Below are 21,907 nucleotides of genomic sequence, written 5' to 3'. Positions count from 1 at the left end.
TCAACAACATCGCCGTGCCGTTCACATGCGACCATTCGAACCGCAGCGACGACCGTTGCGGGATGGTGATCGGTCGTGTCCCCTCGCCTGGTGCTCCACCTGTTCTGCCAGATAGCGTCCCGGCTGGTGCTACTGGGCCGCGGCAGCGCGGCCAAAGACGTCGAACTGACAATCTGCCCTTGGCCTGCAGATATCGATCAGCTACGAACATCGATCAACTACGCTGCCTCTCGCCGAATGACACCCGAGTCCGCGGTCAAGGGCAAAACCCCGCAGCCCTGTGCTCAGCCCCGTTTGCCTACACGCTACTTTGGCATCGTTCCGAACAGACACTCTGTCGTTCGGGGGGAAATTATGACAGATCGTGAGGATCCATGAATATCTCCCGCGTTTGCACGGCCGCTGCGCTGGCCGCGACGCTCGTCCTCGGAACCACGGGAGCGGCCATGGCCGCAACTCCTCAGCAAGCCGCCGTCGCGATCGGAATCACGGGCCCGAGGGGACTGCAGGTCGACGGCGCCTGGGGCACATGGACGATCCAGGCCAAGAACCCGAGCGCAGTCAAGGACACTACGGACCGCCTTCAGTTCGCCGTGTCGGGAGGCGATGACCCACGCCAGTTCCAGTTCCAGATCCGCTCCGGAACCACCGGCGCGTGGACTTCCGTACCGGTCCAGTGGACGGAGATGAGCACCAACCCGGCACTCCGTTTGTTCGCCGGCTACTTCGACTTCCTCAAGGGCGGCACGCTCGATCTCTCGGCGCACAGCGTCCGGACCTTCCAGGTGCGGGCCCGCCAGGTGGCGACCAGCGCGGAGACCGACCCCTTCGACTCCTCCTTCGAGGCGATTCTGACTCCCACGGCGAACGTGCTCTGGGGCGGCGCTCGCACCGCCCAGGCGTCGTCCGGGGTCGCGCCCGAGGGGCTGACCACCACCATCACCGGCCTGCCGACCAACATCCCGGCAGACGGGAAGACCCGGCTCTTCCAGATCCACATCGCCACAGCCAACCACGCCGACTGGAACATCCCCAACGCCGGCTTCTTCATTTGGCAGGGGCAGAAGTACGGCACCATGAACGGCCCCAAGGCCTGCGACGCCGAGGTCGACGTCCTGGACCCGACGACCCACCGGTGGCACCGGGTCGGCCTGGAGGCCGCCGGACTGAACCAGGAGTCCGTGGACCTCCTCCACTGGGCGACCGGCCCCGGCTACGACCGGACGGTCACCGCCCGAATCACCCTGGGCGCCGGGTTCAACGCACAGGCGGGGCAGTCCAGCCTGAGCTTCGGATACTTCCCCGGCTCGGGCGCGCCCGACTACTTCTGGACCGGGCAGAAGCTGACCTCGAACCACGTCAAGGGTGCCCGCACCTGCGTGTAGACCGAACGCCGAGGCCCCGGCGGCCAGCCACCGGGGCCTCTTCAACCGGCTTCGGGGACCCTGGCGGACTGCTCGACGAGTACGACGCCACAGCACATCCCCAGCTCAACGCACCAGCAGGGTCATTGAACCCCACAGGTCACGCGGCCTTGTGTGCGGAGAGCGTGACCCTCGCGTCGTCGACGTCGATGGCGATGTTCAGGGAGGCGTTCAGGCCCTTGGTCAGCTTGGCGAGCAGCGGCAGGGTGGGGACGGCGTCGGAGCCTTCGATCCGGGAGATCTTGCCCTGGGTCAGCCCGGCACGGGCGGCCAGCTCGGACTGCGACAATCCCAGTTCGATGCGGCGGTCGTAGACGACCTTGGCCAGTTCCATGGCCAGGCGGTGCTCCTGGCGCCCCTGCTCGACCTCGGGCGACTCGGTGTAGCCCTCGGTAAACCTGCGCTCGCGCGCCAGCTTCCAGCGGCTGTGCTCCATCACTGCTGCCCTTCCTCTCGTTCCTCTCGACTGAACACCATGTGCGCCGGCCGGTGCGAGGCCTCGCACTCCTTCTTCGCCCTGACCGGGGCCCGTCTCACGGTCCTGGCCGCGATCGAACACGCCTCACGGCGCATCCGCCTCCTCGGCGTCACCGCCCACCCCACGGCGCAGTGGGTGACCCAAGTCGGACGCAACCTCGCCATGGACCTCCAAGACGCCGACGTACGCGTGAAGTACCTGACCCGGGACCGCGACGCCCGCTATCCCGCCACCCTCGATGCCCTCCTCGCCGACGAGGGCATCGAGACAATGAAAACCGGGGTCCGGATGCCACGCATGAACTCGATCATGGAACGGTGGATCAGCTCCTGCCGGACCGAACTTCTGGACCGATCCTTGATCTGGAACCACGCGCATCTCCTGCACCACTCCGCGAGTACGAGCAGTTCTTCAACAACCACCGACCCCACCGCGCCCTGAACTCCGCCGCACCACTACGCGCGCTCCCCCAACCGATCACCGAAGTGGTCCAATTGGACCAGCTGAACGTCCGACGAAGAGATCGACTCGGCGGCACCCTGCACGAGTACCAATACGCGGCCTGACCAGCATGGACGGGGTTCATGACACCTACGAGGTCGACTGGTGCGCTGCCAGGTGTAGTTGCGGTGAGCGCTCCGATGACCACGGCTGCGGCTCAGGCTCCGTCCTGGTCCTCGGCGGCCGCCCCCAAAGCCATGTTCCGACGGATGGTAGTAGGCGCACGCAGAGTACGCACCAGACGAGCGGGCGCGGACTCCTCCGCGGGCCAGGAGTCAGACAAGGCGTGAAACCACCAACTGTGGCTTGGACGGCGGCCTGCCCATGGTTCGGTGCCTGTCCCGTCGGCCGTGCGCACCTCTCACACGGTCGACCTGCCCGAACATCGGATAATCGGCCGCGCCTACCTGATTCGGGCACCGCCTCGCGGCATGGCCGCTCGCCGCGACAATCGTCATCCGGTCACCCCCCCCCGGTGTTTTGAGGTTCAGTGACCGTGGCGTGCGGCATCAGGTCACCTGCTCCAGCGACTTCTGCAAGGGCGTTCGCCAGCTGGGTGAGCGAGCGACGCACGGCATCGAGTTCACTCCTCAGCGACGCGGCCTGCGCCCACTGTCGCTCGTGTGCGACCGGGTCTGCCCCCTCGCGCCTGGTCGCCTCGTAGGCCACGAGCCGTGGGTGCCAGGTCGCCAGGAGCGGGCGCAGGGCACCGTTGAGGACGGTCACCGCGAGGATGCCGAAGCTGACGTAACCCGGTCCCCGACGGGGTGCCACGTCCGGCCCGTAGCTGCGCAGTATGCCGCGCGTGATGCCGAAGAGGCTGTACAGGGAGCTCAGCGCCTCGCGCAGCAGCCCCTCATCGGGAGCGAGGTCGACCACGGATATCCGCGTGGCGAGCTCGACGTACAGCTCCCAGGCCGCGCGGCGCTCCGCGTCCACGGGCTCCCATACGCCGCTGACCTCGCCGAAGAGCGGTACTGCGAGTTTGACGGTGAACTGTTTGGGTTTCGCTGTCCTGGCGCGGCGCATGATCCCCCTTCAGTGACCCCAGAGTATGGTAGAGCAGCCCCACCGTGCAGCGGTGTGTTGTGCGGAACGTCCTGCAGTATTCCAGGAGAAGGCGCGAGCGCGGGAGAGCGCGAGATGTGGGACGTGTTCCTCAGTTACAGCCGTGCCGATCTCGGACGCGTCGAGCCGCTGGTCGCCGCTCTCGAAGCGGCGGGGCTACGGGTGTTCGTGGACCACGCCGCCATTCCGGGCTTCGGGCCGATCAGCTCGACCATCCGCAGGGAGATGGCGCGCTCCAAAGTGCTCCTGGCGTACTACTCGGCCGGCTATCCCCACCGCCCGGCCTGTCAATGGGAGTTGACGACCGCCTACCTGGCGGGCTGGCACGAGGGCGACCCGCGGCGCCGGGTGCTGATCGTCAACCCCGAGCGCGGGAGTGGTCACATCCACCCCATCGAGCTGCGGGACTCGCGCCACTGGCCACTGCCGTCGTCCCCGGCCCAGTTCAGGGCGTTCGCGGCCGAGGTGGAGGCGTACGTCGCCGCCCTGTCCGACAGCCTGCCGCTGCTGTCCGCCAGCGGGGCGACCACCTGGTCCCCGGGCCCACGCCCACTGCCCGCCGCGTCCTTCACCGGCCGCACAGCAGAGCTGTGGCACATCCACAGCGCCCTGAACAGCCACGCGGCGCCCCTGGTCGCCGATCGCACAGCGCCCGTGGCGGCGCAGCTCCGCGGTCCGGCGGGGATCGGAAAGACGCTCCTGGCCCAGGAGTACGCGCTGCGGTTCGCCGGGGCGTTCCCGGCCGGCGTGTACTGGTTCTCACTCGACGGACGCCGTGGTGCCACCGGACAGGACCGGGGCGACGGGTCGGCCGGTGCCGTCCTGGGCCTGTTCGCCGACCAGTTGCGGGCCGTCGCCGAGGAGCTGGGACTGCGCATGGACAGCGGCGCACAGCTCTCCGCGTTGTCCGGCGCGGTGGGCGAAGCCCTGGGACGGCTGCGCGAGCCGTTCCTGTGGGTGGTGGACGGCCTGCCCGGCGATCTGGACAGCCGCCAGGTCAACGGCCTGTGCGCGCCGCATCCGGGCGGCCGTACCCTGATCACCACCAGGACCCTGCGCTACAGCGCCCTCGCCGCCCCGCTCGAGGTCCTGCCCTTGCCCCGGGACGCCTCCTACAGCCTGCTGACGACGCGCCACGAACCGGAGGGCAGCGCCGAGCAGCACGCCGCCGGGCAACTGGCCCACGACCTGGGCGGCCACCCGCTGGCGCTGGACCTGCTCGGCTCCGCCGCCCAGCACCACTCCTTCGGCGACCTGCTGGCGGCCTTCCACACGCCCGCTTCCTCGGTGCTGGACACCGCGGCGTCCGACCACTCCACCCCCACCGACTGGCCTCTCCAGGTCACCGCCGCTCTGACCTGCGACGCCCTGCTGGCCGGGCCGCCGGCCCTGGACGTGCTGCGTATCGGCAGCGCGCTTTCACCCGACGAGTTCGACAGCGCCCTGGTCGCCGACGCCATCGCCTCGGCCGAACCCGGCTCGGTTGCCATCGCCATGAGGCGCACGAAGGCCGGCATCGCGCTGCTGCGCACTCTGCACCTGGTCGAGCCCGTGCCCGCGTACGGCCCGCACGTGCTCTACCGGGTGCCCGCCGTGACCGCACACGCCCTCCAACGGCACGACCCGGACCCCGCCCGTGCGCAGGCGCTGCGCCTTGGTGCCATCCGCGCCCTTCGCGGGGACCGGGCCGCTACCCTGGACAGGGTCTCAGCGCCGCGTCCCCGCGCCACCGGTCCCCGAAGGGAGCTGCAGATGCCGGACCAGCACCGGGCCGCCCACAGCGATCTGGAACGCATGGCCGCGTTCGACCTGCAGACCGAGCTCGTCCTGCGCATCGGTATCCAGCAGCTCGAACCCGGCACCGGGAGCCTGCGCGAGGCCCTGGCCTCACTCCACAGCCTGTTCGCCTTCACCCGGTCCACCCTGCGCCAGTACAACATCGGGCTCGCAGCGCCCTCCCGCTCGGAGGAGACTCCCAGCGTTCACGCACTGGCCGACGAACTCCTCAACCAGACCCTCCGGCCCTTCCTCAGCCGCTGGCACCCCGCACTCACCGCCCACGAGGCCGCCCGCCCGGAAAGTGTCCCCCCGCTCCGCCACGAGCAGGACTGGGAACAGGCACAGGGACTCCGCGACGCCCTGACCGGACTCAGCGCTCCAATGGGTGCCGTCGTCACCCGACTCGCAGCCATCTCCGGCGCCGACCTGGGCACCCCCGCGCTCAAGCAGGGCTGACACCCCAATATCGCCCTCCCGGAGCAACCCGCATGGGTGTGGCTCGAGCCACACCCAATTCGAAACCCACCACAACGCCCACCGGTCCCACCTGGCCATGGACCAGGCAGCGCCGCTACGCGCCCTCCCCGCACCCATCACCGAACCAAGCCAACCGACACGCCTCGACATACGCCGACACGACCGACTCGGCGGCACCCTTCATGAGTACCTACAAACAGCCTGACCTGCACGGATGGGTTTATCGGCAGGCGCAACCTCGCCCCAATCCCACCTGGCCTCGCCTCGCCATCGGCGTGAATCTTGTGATGATCTGCATAATCTGATCCAAATATGACCGATACGTGAGAAGCAAGCTCTTTGATTCGCATAGAGAGGACCCTTGTTTCGCATGTCACGTATCCGTGTCACGCCCGGAGCTGCCGTGCTCGTAGCCGCCTGCGCCCTCTCCGGGGCCATCGGCGTAGTGCTCACCGTCCCCCAGGCCGTCGCGGTGAGCGCGGTCCACACCCGCAACGCGGCACCCGCCGTGGCCGCCACCGCCTCGGCGTCGCCGAGCGAGTCGCCGTGTCCGGGAGGCGGGGCGCAGCCGTGTCCCGCTTCCTCCAAGGACCGCGATGACGTCGACGCGGGCAAGGAGCAGGTGACCAAGGACGAGGCGCAGTCCAAGGAGGACATCGCCGCTGCCAAGGACCAGGCCGCCAAGTGCCCGCCCACCTCGAAGCAGTGCATGGATGACCTCGCCGGGGACGGCAAGGAGCAGAAGGACGGCATGGCCAAGGCCCAGCAGCAGCTCGACGCCGAGCACCCGGCTCCTTCCGGCAACGCCCAAGCGGCAGTCGGTGGCGCCTGCGGGGACTTCGCTGCTCAGCTGCCCCCCGGGCTGGCCCCCTCCGATGCCCCCGACGAGCCGACCCGTGTCTGCGAGCTGATGCACTGATGACCCCGACGACTCTGAACCGCCGGCTCCTCGCCCTCGCCGCTGCCGCGTCGGTCGCGCTCTGCGGCCCGGCTGCCACCGCGACCGCCGACCCCGCAGTCACCGGCGACGCCCCTGCCGTGCCGATCGCCCAGGCCTACGAGGGCGGTAAGCCGCTGTCCTCGGCCCAGGTGGTGACCGACTACTGTGCCGGACATGCGGGCGCCTGCCGCTTCGCGATCGACCGGTCCGCGTCGAGCGAGTACCTCACCGCCGTCAAGTCCTTGGGCAATGCGGTGGTCAACTGCACCAGCAACCCGATCACGCTCACCCGGCAGGTCGACCTGCAGGTCAGCAGCTCCGACAACCTCGGCGGCGAGATCACGGGCCAGATCACGGTCAACGGCCAGCTGACCGGAAGCGCGGCCGTGACAGCCGGGGTGACCGGCGAGGCGGGCGGGAACTTCAAGACCCCGGACCAGTCGAAGGGCCCCAGCGCGGAGGTCAACGCGAAGGGCGGGGTCAATGGCAGCGGCACGCTGACCGGTACGGCGTCACTGAGCGCCGCGTTCCAGGGGGCGTTCAAGCTGGCCTACAACAAGACCTGGTCGACCCAGCAGACGGAGTCCACCAGCTACCAGGTCACCGTGCTGCCCGGCGACGCGCTCATGTTCGGGGCCAGCGCCGCCATGCAGCGGATCGCCGGGGGCATCTTCGCCGGCAACGGGCTCGGGGTGCGGAACGTCTTCGTCGACGGTCCCTCCAGCGTCAACAACAGCACCTTCGTCGCCGAGACCTACACCGTACCGGGCACCACCTGCATGCGGCTGCGGCCCGGCGGCAGGAACGGCGCCGACGACACCACTCCCCCGCCGACCCGCGGCGTGCCCGTCCTGCGGGCCAGCGCCCGGACCGGCCTGGTCGAGCTGCCCGCGGGACTGCCCGCAGGTTCCCGATTGACGCAGCGCGTCGCGCTCGCGGGCGGCCGCCCGTGACCAGCCACGCCCCGCAACAGTCCCCCGCCGCCGTTACTCCGGAGAAGCCGACCGTGAACCGTGCCGCCTTGCGACGACCCCTCGTGGCTGCCCTGTGCCTGGGCCTGGCCGCCCTGCCCGCCTGCCCCGCCTTCGCTCAGCACACTACCCAGCAGCGGCAACAGCCGACCGAAGTCGTCCTGGTCAACGGCGACTTCAGCCTCCCCGCGTTCACGGCGAGCAGCACCACCAGTCCCACGGGCTGGTCGGTGGGTTCGACCTCCGCCAACAACGGCACCGGAACCGCCCAGGGCGTCTGGCGCTACGCCGGCCCCAACTGGGGCAACCCGGCCAGGAAGAACGCCGTGATGCTGCGGCAGTCGGGTCCCGACTACGCCTTCAAGCAGCGGCTGCGCGGCGTGCGCCCCGGAGCCAGGGTGACCCTCACCTTCGACGACAGCCCCGGTACCAACTCCTTCTGCCCAGCGCGCTCGGTCGAACAGGGCCAGACCTACACGGTCCAGGGCTCCGGCGGCACCGTCCAGAGCGAGCTGACCGAGCCGGACCCGGACAAGGAGTTCGGCACGACCAAGAGGGGCGTGTGGCGCACCGGACGCAGCTACACCTTCACCGCGGACGAGTACGAGCCGCTGCTCACCTTCGTGTCCACCGTCCCGGCGACCCCGAACGGCGGGGCCAACGGCACCGGAACGAACGGCGGGCAGTGCGGTCCGCTGGTCGCCAATCTGAAAGCGGTCCAGGTGGAGCCTCCGGTGGACAAGACCATCCGCTCCGGCGCGCTGCCGCCCTCGGTCGCCTTCAGGGGCAACGACGCACGCCCCGTCAGCCAGGCCGTGACCGAATGCGCGACGAACGCGACCCGGTGCAGCTTCACCCCGCTGGACGACTACTCCTTCTCCTACTACGAGCCCGCCCGGCAGGCAGATGAGACCTACATCAACTGCACCCGGGCCACGCTGGACCGCGAGCGGCCGCTGAAGACCGGTGGGCGCACGATCAGCGACCTCCCGGCCGCCGCCGGGCTGCCACCGGTCAGTGCCACCGCTGCCGCCTCCAACATGAACCAGCAGTTCACCACCGGCACCGGCACCACCCCCGCCTGGAGCCCCTCCACCGAACGCACCGTCAAAGAGGTGGTCCATCCCGGCGAGGCCTCCTGGTTCGAGACCCAGGGCGGACGGCAGCGCACCGAGGGCTGGTTCACTTCCAACCCCGCCCCGACCGACCCCAACCTGGACTGGCGGCTCTACACAGTCCTGGACTACCCCTCCCCGCAGATCGCGGACAAGGTCTACCAGCGCACCGGCCCGCTCACCACGGGCGAACTGGCCCGCTGCCGCGCCGACCGCCCCTCCGCAGTGACCCCCAACGACCAGGGTGCCCCGGCCGGAGGAGCAGACCGTGGCTGACCTGACCCCCAACGCCTCCGCGCCCTGTACCCATCGAGAAGGAGGGCACCCCATGCCGACGCCCCCTCGCCCCGGTCGCCGACGCCTGCGGGCGCTGTCCGGCGTGCTGCTCGCCCTGACCGCACTCTGCTCGTCCGCAGCCATCGGCCACCCCGCCACCGCCACGGCCCACACCGCCCGCCACCGGGAGGCCGCCACCAATTGGTCCACCCTGGCCTGGGGCGACAACACCTACGGCCAGGCGACCATCCCCGACGCCGTCCAGCAGGGCGCGAGCGCCATTGCCGCCGGGGACTTCCACTCCCTCGCCCTCAAGGACGGCGCCGTCACCGCCTGGGGCAGCAACCTCTACCAGCAGACCGACATCCCAGCCCAGCTCTCCTCCGGCGTCACCGCCATCGCCGGCGGCTACCTGCACTCCCTCGCGGTCAAGGACGGCGCAGTGATCGCCTGGGGCAGCGACCGCTACGGCTCCACCGACGTGCCCGCGACAGCCATGTCCGGCGTCACCGCCGTGGCCGCCGGACAGTTCTTCTCCCTCGCCCTCAAGGACGAAGGCCTAACAGCCTGGGGCGACAACCGTTACCAGCAGACGGACGTCCCCGAAGAAGCCCGCGCCCACATCACCGCCGTCGCCGCAGGCGCCTACCACGCGCTGGCGCTCACCGACACCGGCAAGGTCATCGCCTGGGGCGACAACCGCAACAGGCAGACCGACGTCCCGGCAGCGGTCAAGTCCGGCACCGCCACCGCCATCGCGGCAGGCAAGGACTTCTCCGTAGCCGTCGTCGGCGGCCGGGTCTACGCCTGGGGCAGCAAGGTGGCCAACCAGACCGTCCCCGCACTCGCCCAGTCCAAGGTCACCCAGGTAGCCGCCGGATACGGCTCCATCACCGCCCTGCTCGACACGGGCCGCGCCATCGAATGGAAGATCAACACCAACGCCCTCACCACCGTCCCCACCCAGGCCAACACCAAGATCCAGGCCATCTCGGCAGGCGCCTACCACTCCCTCGCCCTCCGCGGCGACCCACAACCCACGCAGTGACCACCCCCTAGCACCAAGCCGAGGCCGCGAGCCCAGGCATTGCGGGCTGCGCACCCCGGGGCAACCGCGTGCACATCGCCTGCACACGGGAACTCGCAGGCCGCCACTCAGGTAGCTCGCATGCAGGCCGCGCGTGAAGCCTAGAGGCGTTCGCTCAGGGGACCCGGAGCGACGGCGCCTGGTCGGTCCTCCCTGCGGCGACTCTGCCCGCAGGGAGGATCGGGTTCCGCAGCAGCGCGCTGCCGCGACGTCGCCCTCGCCGGCCTGACCGCCGCCTGACCGCCGCCTGGGCCACAACGTCGAACAATTGCGGGGAACTCGCCGATTCGGTACAGGGCGTCGTCAGCGAGGAGACCCGCGCACTCATCCGCCAGCGCCTGATCCAGGCGATCGGCAGCGCCCAGGAGCTGAAGACCCTCGCGGAGAGCCTGGAGGCGCGGGGGCCTCTGCCCGTCAAGCCCGAGTCGAAGTGACCTTCTGACGGGCTCCGGGCGGACCGCGGAGCCGTGATCCCGTTCGCCGACGGCCACACCCGACAGCTGCCCCGTCTGGTCTCCGAGCCCTTCCGCTACAAGATCCATGCGGAGGAGTACCTGCGGGCCGCGAAGCAGCACACGAAGCTTCCGGTGAAGCAGGCCGTCGCCGCCCCCTCCGCGCTGAGCCTGCTGTACCCGCACGGCGGGGTCGCCGGCTACCCGCGCGAGCAGTTCCTCGACGACCTGGCCAGCGAGGCGGAGACGGACATCCGCGGCTGCCTGGACGCGGGCGCGCACGTCGTCCAGCTGGACTTCGAGGAAGCCCGCCTGACGCTCAAGCTGGACCCGAGCGGTCAGCTGCTGCGGGAGTTCGTCGACCTGAACAACAAGGTGCTGTCCCGCTTCACCGAGGCCGAGCGCGCCCGGATCGGCGTCTACACCGGCCCCGGAGCCGACCAGGACTCCACCCACAGCCTCGACGTGGACTACGCCGAACTGCTGCCGCACCTGTTCCGCCTCACCGTCGGCAACTTCTACCTCCAGTTGGCCAGTGAGCCCGACCCGGACCGGGTCCTGGGCATCATCGCCGCACAGCTGCGGCCCGGCATCCGGGTCTTCGTCGGAGTGACCGACCCGATCGACCCACAAGTGGAGACGGTCGAGCAGGTGCGCGACCGCGTCCTGCAGGCCGCCCGCCACATCCCGGTGGAGCAGCTGGGCACCTGCGACGACGCCGGCTTCTCGCCGTTCGCCGACGACCGCTCCACCTCCCGTGACACCGCGTTCGCCAAGATCCGCGCCCGGGTCGAGGGCACCGCGCTCGCCGCGCAGCAGCTGGGAGCCTAACCGGGACGACGTGGTCGACGACCGGGCGAAGACCCGCAGCGACCGGACGGCGTGAAGGGCACCCACCGACGTCGGGCGACAACACCCTCCGTCCCAGTGTCGACGCCCCCTTCGCCCGATCCCGGGCCCGCTGACTTGACGGTCGGCGGGCCTGCCCGCCTGCCCTGCGCTGCATGACGTGCAGCGATGACATTTCGAGCAGTGCAGGCAACACCCGCATCCAGGGCGAACTACGGCGCCTGCGCCGCGACCGCACCGGCGACCGCGAACCGCCCTTGCAGTTCAGTCTCCGACAGGAGGGAGCCCGGCGGGAGGGCGCCTGAGAGAATCCCGTTCCGCAGGTCCGCCGCGATGCGCTCGTGCACGGGACGCCAATCGGTGCTCTGCTCGCTCATCGTCGCCATGCGCCAGTTGTGTCGTGCACGGTCCCAGGGCACGCAAGAGCACCATTTCGGACACAAGCCGACCCACGTTCGGCGCCGGCAGTGTTGCGAGCCCTCCCAGTGGCGCGCTGATCGGCACGCTCACCCAGTCCCCCACGGTGACCGGTGACAGCTCGGGCCCCGGTCGCGTGTCAGCAGGTGGTGGGCGCGGGTTTGTCGGCGAAGCGGTCGACGAGCCAGGGGACACCTTCGCTGCTGTTTCCGGCCGAGGCGGCGATGTGGCCGGGGATGTAGTTGTGGGTGAACTTCACCCGCGCGCCCAGGCGGCACCATCGGGTGTTGAGGTCCTTGCTGACCTGGTACGGGATGACGTCGTCCAGGACGCTGGCGGACAGCAGGACCGGCGCGGTGGGCTTGATCTTGCCCAGCTGCTGCTGGGCCACGATCGCGGCCCAGGGGGCGTGCTTGAGGAGTTCGGTCAGCGGGCGCCCGTCGGCGGTCAGGAAGCGGGACTGCAGGAAGGGGTACTTGGCGATGGCCTGGGTCGTGCACAGGTTGTCCCGCAGGTCGGCGGTGACCCTGCGACCGTACGCGTTGAGGTACGGGTCGGTGTTGATGCCGTACCCGGCGGCGAGACCGGACAGGGCGTAGTTGAAGAACGCGGAGTAGGCCGAGCCGTCGAGGCTGCCGGCGACCTTGTCCATGTCGGCGGGCGGAGCCCCGACGACCGCGCCTCGGATCTTCAGCTCGGGCGCGTAGGTGGGGGCGAGTTCGGCGGCCGAGGCGGTGGCGCCGCCACCCTGCGAGTAGCCGTAGAGCGCAACCGGGCCGTCCTCGGGCAGGCCGGTGCCCGGTAGGTGCTGGGCTGCGCGCAGGGAGTCCAGGACGGCGTGGCCCTGCACGACGCGGTTCATATAGGTGTGGACTCCGGGCGTGCCCAGCCCCTGGTAGTCGGTCACCACCACGGCCCAGCCCTGGTCGAGGAGCCTTTTGACGGGCAGTGCCTCGTACTCGGTCCCTGCGGCCATCTGGCGGGAGGGGGCGCACTGGTCCGCCAGCCCCTGGGTACCGGGGGCGAACGCGACGATCGGCCGCGGGCCGTGGTACGCGGCCCTGGGGACCAGGACCGTGCCGGTGACCGCAATGGGGTTCCCGAGGCGGTCGGTGGAGCGGTACATGATCCGCTCGACGCTCACATCGACCCTGACCACCTTGAGGGGATCCAGGTAGAAGACGGCCGGCTCCGAACGGATCACATCACCGTCGTGCGCGGGCAGATGCGCCGGCGGCTCGTAGAACGCCGGGCGGCCCGATGCCGCTGCTGCTGCCGCACCGCAGTGCAGCGCCAGGGGGACGACAGCGCAGGCAGCGGCGACGACCGCGGCAACGGCACGCCTGCCCGGAACACGACGACACAGCACGCGGACTCCTAGCCATGGAAGAGGGGGAGGATCCACAGCTACCCGAAGAACGACGACCGGCGATGGAGATCGGCCGCCGTGTCGTACAAGCAACTCCAACGGGCGCACGGGGGCCAGAGCCGGTCCGCACACTCGGTGATCCAGACGGGAGGGACCGTGGTCGCTGATGATGCGATTGCCGGCAGCAGATGGTCACATTCGTTCATTCGGCGGTGCATGTCGGACTTCTTGGCGTCAGTTCCGAAGATCCACCGGGCCCTGGCGCCGGTGTGGGTTTGTCTCGTTCTTGTTGGCACGGTCCTGACAGCCGATTGTGCACGGCTGTTGGAAAGCGGAGCGATCCGGAATGAGCCGTGTCACGCGGAACGGGGAAAGCGAGGGGCTGACGGTGACGACAAGCGAGATCGGGATGGCGGGCCCGGGCCTGGCCCGCGGGCTGGAGCCGACGGCCGGTGGGCTCGCGGCCGCGCGGGAGCAGGTGTGCGCGAGCCTGAGCGCGGCCGTCGGTGCCGACGGCGCGGTGCGCAGGCCCTGTGCCAGCCGGGCGCTGGAGTCGGCGCTGATGCTCGTGCTGCTGCGCCGGCGCGGCGGCCATGTCCGGCAGGAACAGGAGCTGGCGGAGTACCTGGCCACGCCGCAGGCGCAGGCCGGCGGGTTCGATGCGGCGCTGGTGCAGGCGGTCCTGCACGGCCGCAGGATCGGCGTCGATGTGGTGGGCGGTGAGCTGCTGGCCGGGTTCGACCACTTCTCGCTGGCGCGCAAGCGGCTGCTGTTCGACGTGTACCTCGCCGTGGCGGGGGCGGTTCCGTTCGAGGCGTCGATGTTGCGCCCGCACCGCACGGCGGACCGTGGAGCAGACAACACGGTCACCTGGATCGAGATGATCATGCTGAGTGTGCGGATCCTGGTCGCGCACGGCCTCGGCGAAGGTGCCCAGGTCGATGACGGGGAGCGGGCGCGGCTGCTGGAGCTGCTGGGCTCCAGCCGGGCGCCGGTATGGGAGAACTACACTGCTGCGCACCTGCTGGCGCTGCTGGCGGTCCAGGAGTTCGCCCCCGGCCACCGGCTGGTCGAGACCGGCGTGGCCGCGGTGCTGGCGTGCCGCGACCCGGACGGCGGCGTGCCGAGCATGTCGAACCTGGACGTCTTCAGCACCGGGCCTGCCGGTCTGGCCCTGGCCCGGGCGGGCGCGGACCGCGGGCTGCTGCACCGCATGTGCGACTACCTGATCGGCCGGCAGATGCCGGACGGCGGCTGGGCGTTCGGTGAGGACATGCGGCACAGCGACGTGGACGCCAGCTCGTATGCCGCCGCGTGCCTGGCCGCCGTCGACCCAGTGCGTCACCGGGAGGCCCTGGTGCGCGCCGGCGGGTACTTCCGAGGCGTCGCCGGCCTGGACGGCGGGTTCCCGACCTACATGAAGGGCGATCCCTCCGAGGTCGGCATGACCGGCGGCGCGGTCAGCGCGCTGGCCTGGAACGCCACCGGCCACGGCGACCTGCTCGACGGTGCGGCGCGCTGGCTGCTGGACGCCCAGCACCAGGACGGCACGTTCGAGCGCAGCTGGAGCCTGAGCGAGGCGAACACGATCTGGCGGGCGATGTGGGCGCTGCACTCCATACCCGAGCCGACCCGCACCACTCTCAAGGCCCGCATCGCCGATGCGAGCGCCGCCTCCCACCGGTTCCTCGCCCAGGCGCAGAACACGGACGGCGGCTGGGGCTACCGGCCCGGCGATGCCAGCGACACCAGCAGCACCTGCTACTCGCTGCTCGCCCTCGCCGCCATGGACCGGTGCCCGCAGGAGGACCCCGTGGTGCGGGCGGGCATCGCCCACCTGCTGTCCCGGCAGGAACCCGACGGCACCTTCACCGCACTGCCCGACCAGGTCGCACCCCGCCCCCTGCTGTTCGACGCGCCGGTCTTCACCGACATCTGGGTCCTGCTCGCCCTGGCCGGCTTCGACAGCGACGAGACGCGGTGAGCGAGCACCAGACAGAGGCAAGGAGCGCCCCCGGGCCGCAAGCCACCGTCCGCGAGCCCCAACCCCAGCCCCGGCTCCTGCCCGTCGACCGGCCCTCCCCACTCGAACCACCCGCCGAGTTCCAGCGCCTGCGCACCGAGTTGCCCGTGGCACCGCTGGCCTTCCCCGACGGCCCGCCGGGCTGGCTGGTCACCCGCTACGACGACGTCCGCACAGCCCTCGCCGACCCCCGGCTCAGCTCGCGGCGCCCCCACCTCAACTCCCACATCCGGGCCAGCCTCATCACCACCGAGGAAATGGCCGCGCTGCGCCCCTCCGACCTGCTCACCAGCGACCCACCCGAACACACCCGACTGCGCCGCCTGGTCAACGGCCAGTTCACCGCCCACCGGATGAACCTCCTGGCCCCACGGATCCAGGACATCGTCGACCAGCACCTCGACGCCCTGGCCGCCACGCCCCGCCCAGCGGACCTGATGACCACCGTCGCCCTGCCCGTCCCCTCGCTGGTCATCAGCGAACTCCTCGGCGTCCCCTTCACCGACCGCGACCAGTACCAGCGCCTCACCGCCGAACTGCTCTCCCTGGACCGCACCCGGGAGCAACTCCTGGCCAGCAAGGCCGAAATGAAGTCCTACCTGCTGCACCTGATCCACACCAAACGGTCGGCGCCCGCCGACGACCTGCTCTCCGGCCTCATCCGGGCCCAGGCATCGGACACCACGCTGACCGATGACGAGATCGCCGCCCTCGCCCAACTCATCCTCATCGCCGGACACGAGACCACCGCCAACGTCATCGGCCTCGCCGCCCTCCTCCTGCTGCGCCCGCCCCGCCTGTGGGACACGGTGCGTCTCCGGCCCGAACTCGTCGACGGTGTCATCGAGGAAACCCTGCGCTACGCGACCGTCCTGCAATTCGGCCTGCTGCGCGTCGCCCGCGAACCCCTCACCCTCGCCGGCCGGCCCGTCCAGGCCGGTGAGCGGGTCGTCCTCCACCTGCCCTCCGCAAACCGTGACCCCGACCGCTTCCCCGGCCCCGACCACTTCGCCCCCCACCGCCCCGACGCCGCCAAACACCTCAGCTTCGGCCACGGCCCGCACCACTGCATCGGCGACCAACTCGCCCGCATCGAACTGCGCACCGTGCTCACCACGATGCTGCGCCGCTTCCCCGACCTGCGCCTGGCCACCGACCCGGACGAGATCCCGACCCACCAGCACCGGGTCATCCACGGTCCGATCCACCTCCCCGTGGACTTCACCCCCTGACCCGCCACACCCGCAGCCGACCCCACCAGGAAGGGACGACCCCACAGTGGCGACGACGACACCCGCGAGCCACCACGCTTACGCCGCTTACGCGTTCGACTTCGACGGCACCCTCGCCGACACCGCCGACATCAACAACGGCGCGGTGCAGGCATCACTCGCCGCCCACGGCATCACCGTCACCCTCGCCTGGCTGACCGCCGAACCCGCCTTCACCGCCGGCCAACTGCGCCGGCGCCTCGCCATCCCACCAGCCGCTCTGCCCGAGGACACCTTCGTCCAAGTGGCCCGTGCCTACTGGTTCACGAACACCGACCGGATCAAACCCATCCCCGCAGCCGCCACCGCCGCCCGCACCGCCGCCGAACACGCCGCCCTCGCCGTCGTCTCCGCCAACTACAGCGACATCGTCCGACACGGTCTGACCGTCGTCGGGCTCGACGACCTCCCCTGGACCGTCATCGGCCGCGACGACGTCACCCGGACCAAACCCGCCCCGGACGCCTACCTGCGCGCCGCCCGCCTGCTGGGCGCCGAACCCGGCCGCTGCCTCGCCCACGAGGACACCGACGAGGGCGTCACCGCCGCCACGGCCGCCGGCATGCACGTCCTCGACGTCAGGCACCACCCCTGGCGGAGCGCCTGAACAAGCCCACCCCCGGCCCGCTGCGCAGTGCGGGCCGGGGGCGGATCCGGTGATGACGGTCCGGCTGAACCAGCCGATGACACCTGGCCGTCGATCACTTGGCCGAGAGGCTGCCCGCCCCGGGGACATGCGTGCCGTACCCGGCCTTGAGGGTGCCGTCACTGCTGTGCGACAACGCGGCGGGAATGTGGCAGAAGGGGTCACCGAAGGGCCGGATGTCGCTGCTGGTCTCGTTGTTGAGTTCATGGGCGAGGTGGGACAGCCGGTGGCAGCCGTGCGGGTTCGCATAGACCGTCAGCGGCTGTAGCTCCGTCGAAAAGACCACGACGTTGCCGGTGTTGGCCTGCGCGGGCGCGGTCGCGACTCCGACGAAGGTGGTAGCAGCAATGAGTGCGGTGATGAGGATGCAACGCATGGAGAGATGTTCACACAGCGTCGCGCCGTGGATACAACCCGGCGCCGCTGAGATCAGCCGTATGGCCGACGGGCGGACTCCTCAGCTGGCGTGCCGAATCCCCATGCTGTCGCACGTGGTTGCTGCGCGGATCGCTCCTGTGGTCCGCGTAGGCATGTCCTCGTAGGCATGGGGCAGCCCTTTGCGAGGCGAACGCGGATCTCCTCCAGCACCGGCACGAACTGGATGCGGCTGGCTCGCAGCCCGAACGCGACGCCACCTCCCGTACGCACGTGGGCCGGCGGCCGGGCGCGGGTCATTCCAAGGCACAGGGGCATCGCCCGGGAGAAACGGCCCAACACCCCCAGAGCCGGCGCCCTGCGTACCGAATGCATACTGCGCTCCCTCAAGCCACTATCCGCGCTCAGTTCCCTTGTCCACAGGGCGCGATGCCACGGAGGTCCCGACGCCCGCAACGTCAACCAGTGCGCGTTGCGCGGCCGCGCATCCGCGCAATAGAACGCCTGGTCGCGCAGTCACCTGATGGGCTGTATTCACCTGCGATCCATTCCCCGAAGTCCTTCTACACCCCAGTCTTCACGTGTGGACATCGTTTGGTTCGCTGATGTGACGGCAGTCTAGGGACGAGGTGTATGCGCATGGAATCCCGTGCCCCGAAACCGAAGAAGACCACCGCCCGGCAGCACAGCGTGCCGACGCCGGTGCGGACCGGGCATGGAGGTGGCGAGGCCGTCGCCGTTGGCCTGGAGTCGGCCACGACCGATCCGAAGCTCCTGCTCTCCGCGTCGGTACTGCTCGCTGACGCCGCGCTGATAGCCAAGCAGGCCGGTGGCGAGGTGACGGCCGCGCTGACTGACTGGCGCTTCCCGCTGCGGGCGGCGCGGCAGCCGCTGTGGGCGCTGGGGGTCGTGGGCTCGGCCGTCCGGGCGCTGACCAATTCCGCAGGGCTGGGATTCAACGCGCACGGCGGCCTGGTCGGGGAGTCGGCGCGGGCGGTGGCCGGTGTGTCGGGCCGCCGACCGGCGGCGATCGCCATGGCGGTGGACGCGTTCGCGATGCGGATCAACGCCGCCGCCGCGGACAACCCCAACCTGGACTCGCCCCAGGCACGCAGGCTCGCTGACGCCGCCCTCGCCGGGCGGCCGTGGGAGACCCTGCGGGCAGCGGCGGCACTGGCCGAGCACTTCGGCGTCACCAGGGCGCTGACCACGGTGAGCCCGGTCATCATGGAGCTGCTCGCGCTTGCCAGCCTGCTCGACCAGAACACCTTCAACGACGACTTCGCCTGGGTCACGCTGGCTGGAGGAGTGCCGACCACCGATCCGTTCCTCGGCCTGTCCAGCTCGCTCATCGGCTGGCTGAACCCGGGCCCGGGACGCGCTGAACGCGCTGAGCCCGATGCCATCCTGGCCCGGGTGCTGGCCCGCTCCAGCAACGACATCGTCAGTTACGTCGACGACATCGCCGCCCTGGGGAACCACGGCCTGGCGTTGCTGCGCCGGGTCGCCTGCCAGGACGGTGCGGTCCGGTACGCGCTGCTGTTGCCCGGGACGAGTTTCGCACGGTTGCGCAACAGTACGCCCCAGGACGTCGTCGGTGCCATGGACGGGCTGCTGCGCACCGACACCACCTACACCCGGGCCGTGAAGCAGGTCCTGCGGCGCGCCGGGGTTCCGGTCGGCTCCGCGCTGATGGTCGTCGGACACAGCCTGGGCGGGATCACCGCCATGAACCTGGCCATGGACGTGGACTTCGTGGCGACCTACCGGCTCACCCACGTCGTCACGGTCGGATCACCCATCGACAACAAGCGGCCGGCTGACGGCAGGACCCAGGTGATCAGCCTGGTCAACGAGCACGACGTGATCCCGGGACTGGACGGTTGCGGCCCGGCCTCGCCGACTGTCATTCCCGAGGACTGGGTCGAGCTGGCCTGGCTCGACGACGCACAGGACTATCCGCTGTCCCATGCCCCGCAGTCCTACGCCACGGCTCTGCGCGAGTCGGTGCCTGAGTACCGCCGTCGGGTCAACGACCTGATCGGCGCCTATGACGGCACCGTCGTCGGCAACCAGCTCTACCGACTGCGCGACCGGTGAGCCGGGACGGGGTCGATCCGAGATGAGGCGGGCCATGACCGTTGAAGCACGCACCCTTGCCGCTGTTCCCCGCAGCCCGGAGACGGCCTGGCCGATCGAGAGCGTCCTGTTCGGGACCGCCCTGGCGGTCCAGCGAATCCCCTGGATCGACCTGCCCGCACGTGCCCTGGGGCTGCGCCGGCTGACCCGGGAGGAGTTGACCCGGCAGCTCTTCGTTCACCTCAGGCGCACCAATTCGGACGAGCTGGTGGAACTGCGGACACCGTTCGGCGTCTTCCTGACGCCGCTGTCCCAGGAGGTCGCCACCGGCCTGCTCGGCCAGGTCCACTCGGCGGGCGCCTGCGAGTCGCCGGTGGGGCTGACCGCGGCGGGGCGGCGCTACGGCATCTCCGCCCACGCCGCACCCCCGCTGCCGGGGAAGGAGCTCGCCGGGTCCGTCGGGCCCGCAGTCCGGGCGGCAGTGGACCAGGCCGCGGCCGCGCGCAGCGCGGACGGGACGCTGCCGTGGCCCCAGTGGAGCCGGATCACGCAGCGGTTGGCCCGCAGCGCGGTCCTCGGCGCTGCGGCCGCAGACGACACCCTGCTCAGCGAGATCCTGACAGCGATGATCCAGGCCGGCGGTTCGCGACGGGAACAGAACCTGGCCGAGGCCCTGTACCGGCGCCTGGTCCCCTACCTGTCCGCCCCGGAGGGCGCCGCTGCCCGGATCGTCGACGCCCGGGCGCGCCCCGAGCAGGCCGTCCCGGTGCTCGCGCACGTCCTGGCGCTGGTTTCCGGGGCAGTGGGCGAGAGCGCTGCGCAGGCCCTCGCGCTGCTGGCCGTCCTGCCGCCGGTCGCGGGCACCGACCCGGTGGAGCGGGCCCTGGGCATGGCGTTGCGGCACTATCCACCGCTTGCCGCCACCGTGCACCGGGTCCGTTCGCCCTTCCAATGGAATGGGATGGCGGTCCGCGCCGGGACGGAAATCCTCCACTCCACGGCTTGGTTGCGGGAGTTGGACGGCTGGCAGGACGAGTCGGACGGGTCGGCCTCGCTGTGCGCGCATCCCTCCGCGTGTCCGGCGGCCGAGGCCGCCCGCGCCGTCACCCGGGCCTTCCTCGGCGCGCTCACGCAGTCATTGCACCCCGTGCTCTACGCGCCACGACTCCACCCCGACCGGCTCCCGCACGCGCTGGAACCGCAGTCCCTGAAGATCGCCCTGGCCGACCGCTCGGGCTTCCAGGCCGACGGCAGCGTCAGCGTCGGCGCCGCCGTGGGCCTGTCGCTGCGGGACGGCGACCACGCCGCAGCACATCATGCGGCGCTGGCCCGCCGGACCGCCGGCCGCCTCGAAGAACAGGCCGGAGCACTGGTGGAGTGCGCGCAGTCCAGCGAGTGGAACAACGACGCCGTCGGGGAGCACTTCCGCATGGTGCTGCTGGGCCATGCGGAGCGCTGCTTCGCCGCCGCCGCCGACATGCAGCGGACGGCTGACCGCCTTGCCCGCTGAGAGCGGGTCGACCGGGCGCCCCGTCCGCCCGGCCCGGCCGTCACCAGAAGGCGTTCACCCGTCGCCGCCGCTCGCGGTCCACCATCGCCTGCACTGTCTCCTGCACCTGGTCACGGAACAGCCTCGCCGCCTCCGCGCGCTCGGCGAACGCATCGGGCCGTGCCGGGGCCGGCATCGGCTCCCCGAAACGGATCAGCCACTTCGAAGGCAGCGGGAAGGCGGGAACGACCGGAACATAGGGCAGGTCCAGCAGGCGAGCCAGCCCGGGGACCTCCCCCACCTTGGGAAGCGCCTCCTCAGCTCCGATGATGGCGACCGGGACAACCGGCGCCCCGACATGCATCGCGGTCACCGCGAAACCCTCACTGAAACGCTGCAGCTGATAGCGGTACTGAAATCCCTTGCCCACACCGGAGAAGCCCTCGGGGAAGACCGCGACCAGCTGCCCGGAACCCAGCGTCGAAAGGCCGAGCGTGGGATCCGATCCGACCATTCCCGCGCGGCGCGAGACGGCACCCGCCACCGGGAACCGGAAAATAATCTCCGAAGCCTGGATCTGGACGCGCCTGGCTAATCCGCGCTCCAGGATGCGGTGCAGGACGAATCCATCCAGAGCCCATGCGCCCGAATGGTTGGCCACCAGCATCCCACTGCCCTGATCAGGGATGTTCTCCCATCCAGAGACCTCGACCCGGAAATACGTGTCGATCATCCAGTCGAGCAGGCGATCCGCCGCGATATCGCGCGACGTGTCCATGAGCCACTTCCGAAAATTAGGCCTGACCGTACTCAAGGCAGCC

The 21,907-nt window shown here is 70.4% G+C and carries 18 protein-coding genes and 1 pseudogene; 13 read left to right on the top strand and 6 right to left on the bottom strand.

Annotated features, from left to right (window positions below; translation table 11 throughout):
• The first annotated feature begins 686 nt into the window (after positions 1–686).
• Positions 687–1,385 carry a hypothetical protein gene (locus BS75_RS32585; protein ID WP_152646169.1) on the top strand — a complete coding sequence of 233 codons (699 nt, stop codon included), beginning with the start codon at positions 687–689 and terminating at the stop codon, positions 1,383–1,385.
• A gap of 139 nt (positions 1,386–1,524) precedes the next feature.
• Here the strand turns inward: BS75_RS32585 and BS75_RS32580 are convergent, their stop codons facing one another.
• On the bottom strand, positions 1,525–1,860 hold the full coding sequence (locus tag BS75_RS32580) for a helix-turn-helix domain-containing protein (protein ID WP_034090800.1): 336 nt from the start codon (positions 1,858–1,860) through the stop codon (positions 1,525–1,527).
• A gap of 39 nt (positions 1,861–1,899) precedes the next feature.
• On the opposite strand from BS75_RS32580, the gene BS75_RS43605 reads away from it, so the two are divergent.
• Positions 1,900–2,343 carry a hypothetical protein gene (locus tag BS75_RS43605; protein WP_052069945.1) on the top strand — a complete coding sequence of 148 codons (444 nt, stop codon included), beginning with the start codon at positions 1,900–1,902 and terminating at the stop codon, positions 2,341–2,343.
• Between the two features lie 522 nt (positions 2,344–2,865).
• Here the strand turns inward: BS75_RS43605 and BS75_RS32570 are convergent.
• Entirely contained in the window at positions 2,866–3,432 is a 567-nt protein-coding gene (locus tag BS75_RS32570) for a hypothetical protein (RefSeq protein ID WP_052069944.1), read from the bottom strand.
• Positions 3,433–3,546: 114 nt separating this feature from the next.
• Here BS75_RS32570 and BS75_RS50880 point away from each other — a divergent pair, with 114 nt between their 5' ends.
• From BS75_RS50880 to BS75_RS32540, 6 genes and pseudogenes are all read left to right on the top strand, one after another.
• Positions 3,547–5,706 (top strand): toll/interleukin-1 receptor domain-containing protein, encoded by a 2,160-nt coding sequence (locus tag BS75_RS50880; protein ID WP_034090799.1) that lies wholly within the window; start codon positions 3,547–3,549, stop codon positions 5,704–5,706.
• A gap of 391 nt (positions 5,707–6,097) precedes the next feature.
• Positions 6,098–6,646: a hypothetical protein gene (locus BS75_RS32560; protein WP_152646167.1), complete on the top strand. Its 549-nt coding sequence runs from the start codon at positions 6,098–6,100 to the stop codon at positions 6,644–6,646.
• Entirely contained in the window at positions 6,646–7,620 is a 975-nt protein-coding gene (locus BS75_RS32555) for a hypothetical protein (RefSeq protein ID WP_042439979.1), read from the top strand. The genes BS75_RS32560 and BS75_RS32555 overlap by 1 nt, the downstream gene beginning before the upstream one ends.
• A gap of 68 nt (positions 7,621–7,688) precedes the next feature.
• A complete protein-coding gene (locus BS75_RS32550; RefSeq protein ID WP_152646166.1) occupies positions 7,689–9,029 on the top strand; it encodes a hypothetical protein in 1,341 nt (446 codons plus the stop codon).
• A gap of 52 nt (positions 9,030–9,081) precedes the next feature.
• Positions 9,082–10,077, top strand: coding sequence for an RCC1 domain-containing protein (locus tag BS75_RS51695; RefSeq protein WP_052069942.1), 996 nt, complete (start codon positions 9,082–9,084; stop codon positions 10,075–10,077).
• A gap of 500 nt (positions 10,078–10,577) precedes the next feature.
• A pseudogene (locus tag BS75_RS32540) lies at positions 10,578–11,399 on the top strand (5-methyltetrahydropteroyltriglutamate--homocysteine methyltransferase); the annotation flags it as partial.
• A gap of 230 nt (positions 11,400–11,629) precedes the next feature.
• On the opposite strand, the gene BS75_RS47165 reads toward BS75_RS32540, so the two are convergent.
• Both BS75_RS47165 and BS75_RS32535 read right to left on the bottom strand, forming a co-directional pair.
• Positions 11,630–11,803: a GntR family transcriptional regulator gene (locus BS75_RS47165; protein ID WP_081982821.1), complete on the bottom strand. Its 174-nt coding sequence runs from the start codon at positions 11,801–11,803 to the stop codon at positions 11,630–11,632.
• A gap of 170 nt (positions 11,804–11,973) precedes the next feature.
• Positions 11,974–13,038 (bottom strand): lipase family protein, encoded by a 1,065-nt coding sequence (locus BS75_RS32535; protein WP_231607955.1) that lies wholly within the window; start codon positions 13,036–13,038, stop codon positions 11,974–11,976.
• A gap of 553 nt (positions 13,039–13,591) precedes the next feature.
• Here BS75_RS32535 and BS75_RS32530 point away from each other — a divergent pair.
• Genes BS75_RS32530 through BS75_RS32520 form a run of 3 tightly spaced genes read left to right on the top strand, consistent with a single transcriptional unit; the run spans position 13,592 to position 17,104 of the window.
• Complete coding sequence (locus tag BS75_RS32530) at positions 13,592–15,187, top strand: prenyltransferase/squalene oxidase repeat-containing protein (protein ID WP_152646164.1); 1,596 nt, start codon at positions 13,592–13,594, stop codon at positions 15,185–15,187.
• Positions 15,184–16,458, top strand: coding sequence for a cytochrome P450 (locus tag BS75_RS32525; protein WP_152646163.1), 1,275 nt, complete (start codon positions 15,184–15,186; stop codon positions 16,456–16,458). The genes BS75_RS32530 and BS75_RS32525 overlap by 4 nt, the downstream gene beginning before the upstream one ends.
• Positions 16,459–16,504: 46 nt before the next feature.
• Positions 16,505–17,104, top strand: coding sequence for an HAD family hydrolase (locus BS75_RS32520; RefSeq protein WP_034090795.1), 600 nt, complete (start codon positions 16,505–16,507; stop codon positions 17,102–17,104).
• Positions 17,105–17,198: 94 nt separating this feature from the next.
• Here BS75_RS32520 and BS75_RS32515 read toward each other — a convergent pair whose 3' ends face one another.
• Positions 17,199–17,519 carry a hypothetical protein gene (locus BS75_RS32515; RefSeq protein WP_034090794.1) on the bottom strand — a complete coding sequence of 107 codons (321 nt, stop codon included), beginning with the start codon at positions 17,517–17,519 and terminating at the stop codon, positions 17,199–17,201.
• Positions 17,520–18,157: 638 nt separating this feature from the next.
• On the opposite strand from BS75_RS32515, the gene BS75_RS32510 reads away from it, so the two are divergent.
• A complete protein-coding gene (locus BS75_RS32510; RefSeq protein WP_052069938.1) occupies positions 18,158–19,618 on the top strand; it encodes a lipase family protein in 1,461 nt (486 codons plus the stop codon).
• Positions 19,619–19,652: 34 nt separating this feature from the next.
• Positions 19,653–21,107, top strand: a complete 1,455-nt coding sequence (locus tag BS75_RS32505; protein ID WP_034090793.1) for a cytochrome P450 family protein — start codon at positions 19,653–19,655, stop codon at positions 21,105–21,107.
• A gap of 40 nt (positions 21,108–21,147) precedes the next feature.
• Here the strand turns inward: BS75_RS32505 and BS75_RS32500 are convergent, their stop codons facing one another.
• Positions 21,148–21,864 (bottom strand): 1-acyl-sn-glycerol-3-phosphate acyltransferase, encoded by a 717-nt coding sequence (locus BS75_RS32500; protein WP_160312299.1) that lies wholly within the window; start codon positions 21,862–21,864, stop codon positions 21,148–21,150.
• Positions 21,865–21,907: the final 43 nt, after the last annotated feature.

The sequence above is a fragment of the Streptacidiphilus albus JL83 genome, from assembly GCF_000744705.1.
Classification (GTDB): Bacteria; Actinomycetota; Actinomycetes; order Streptomycetales; family Streptomycetaceae; genus Streptacidiphilus; species Streptacidiphilus albus.
The sequence above is the reverse complement of the archived record's forward strand: the minus strand, read 5'-3'. Positions and strand labels throughout refer to the sequence as shown.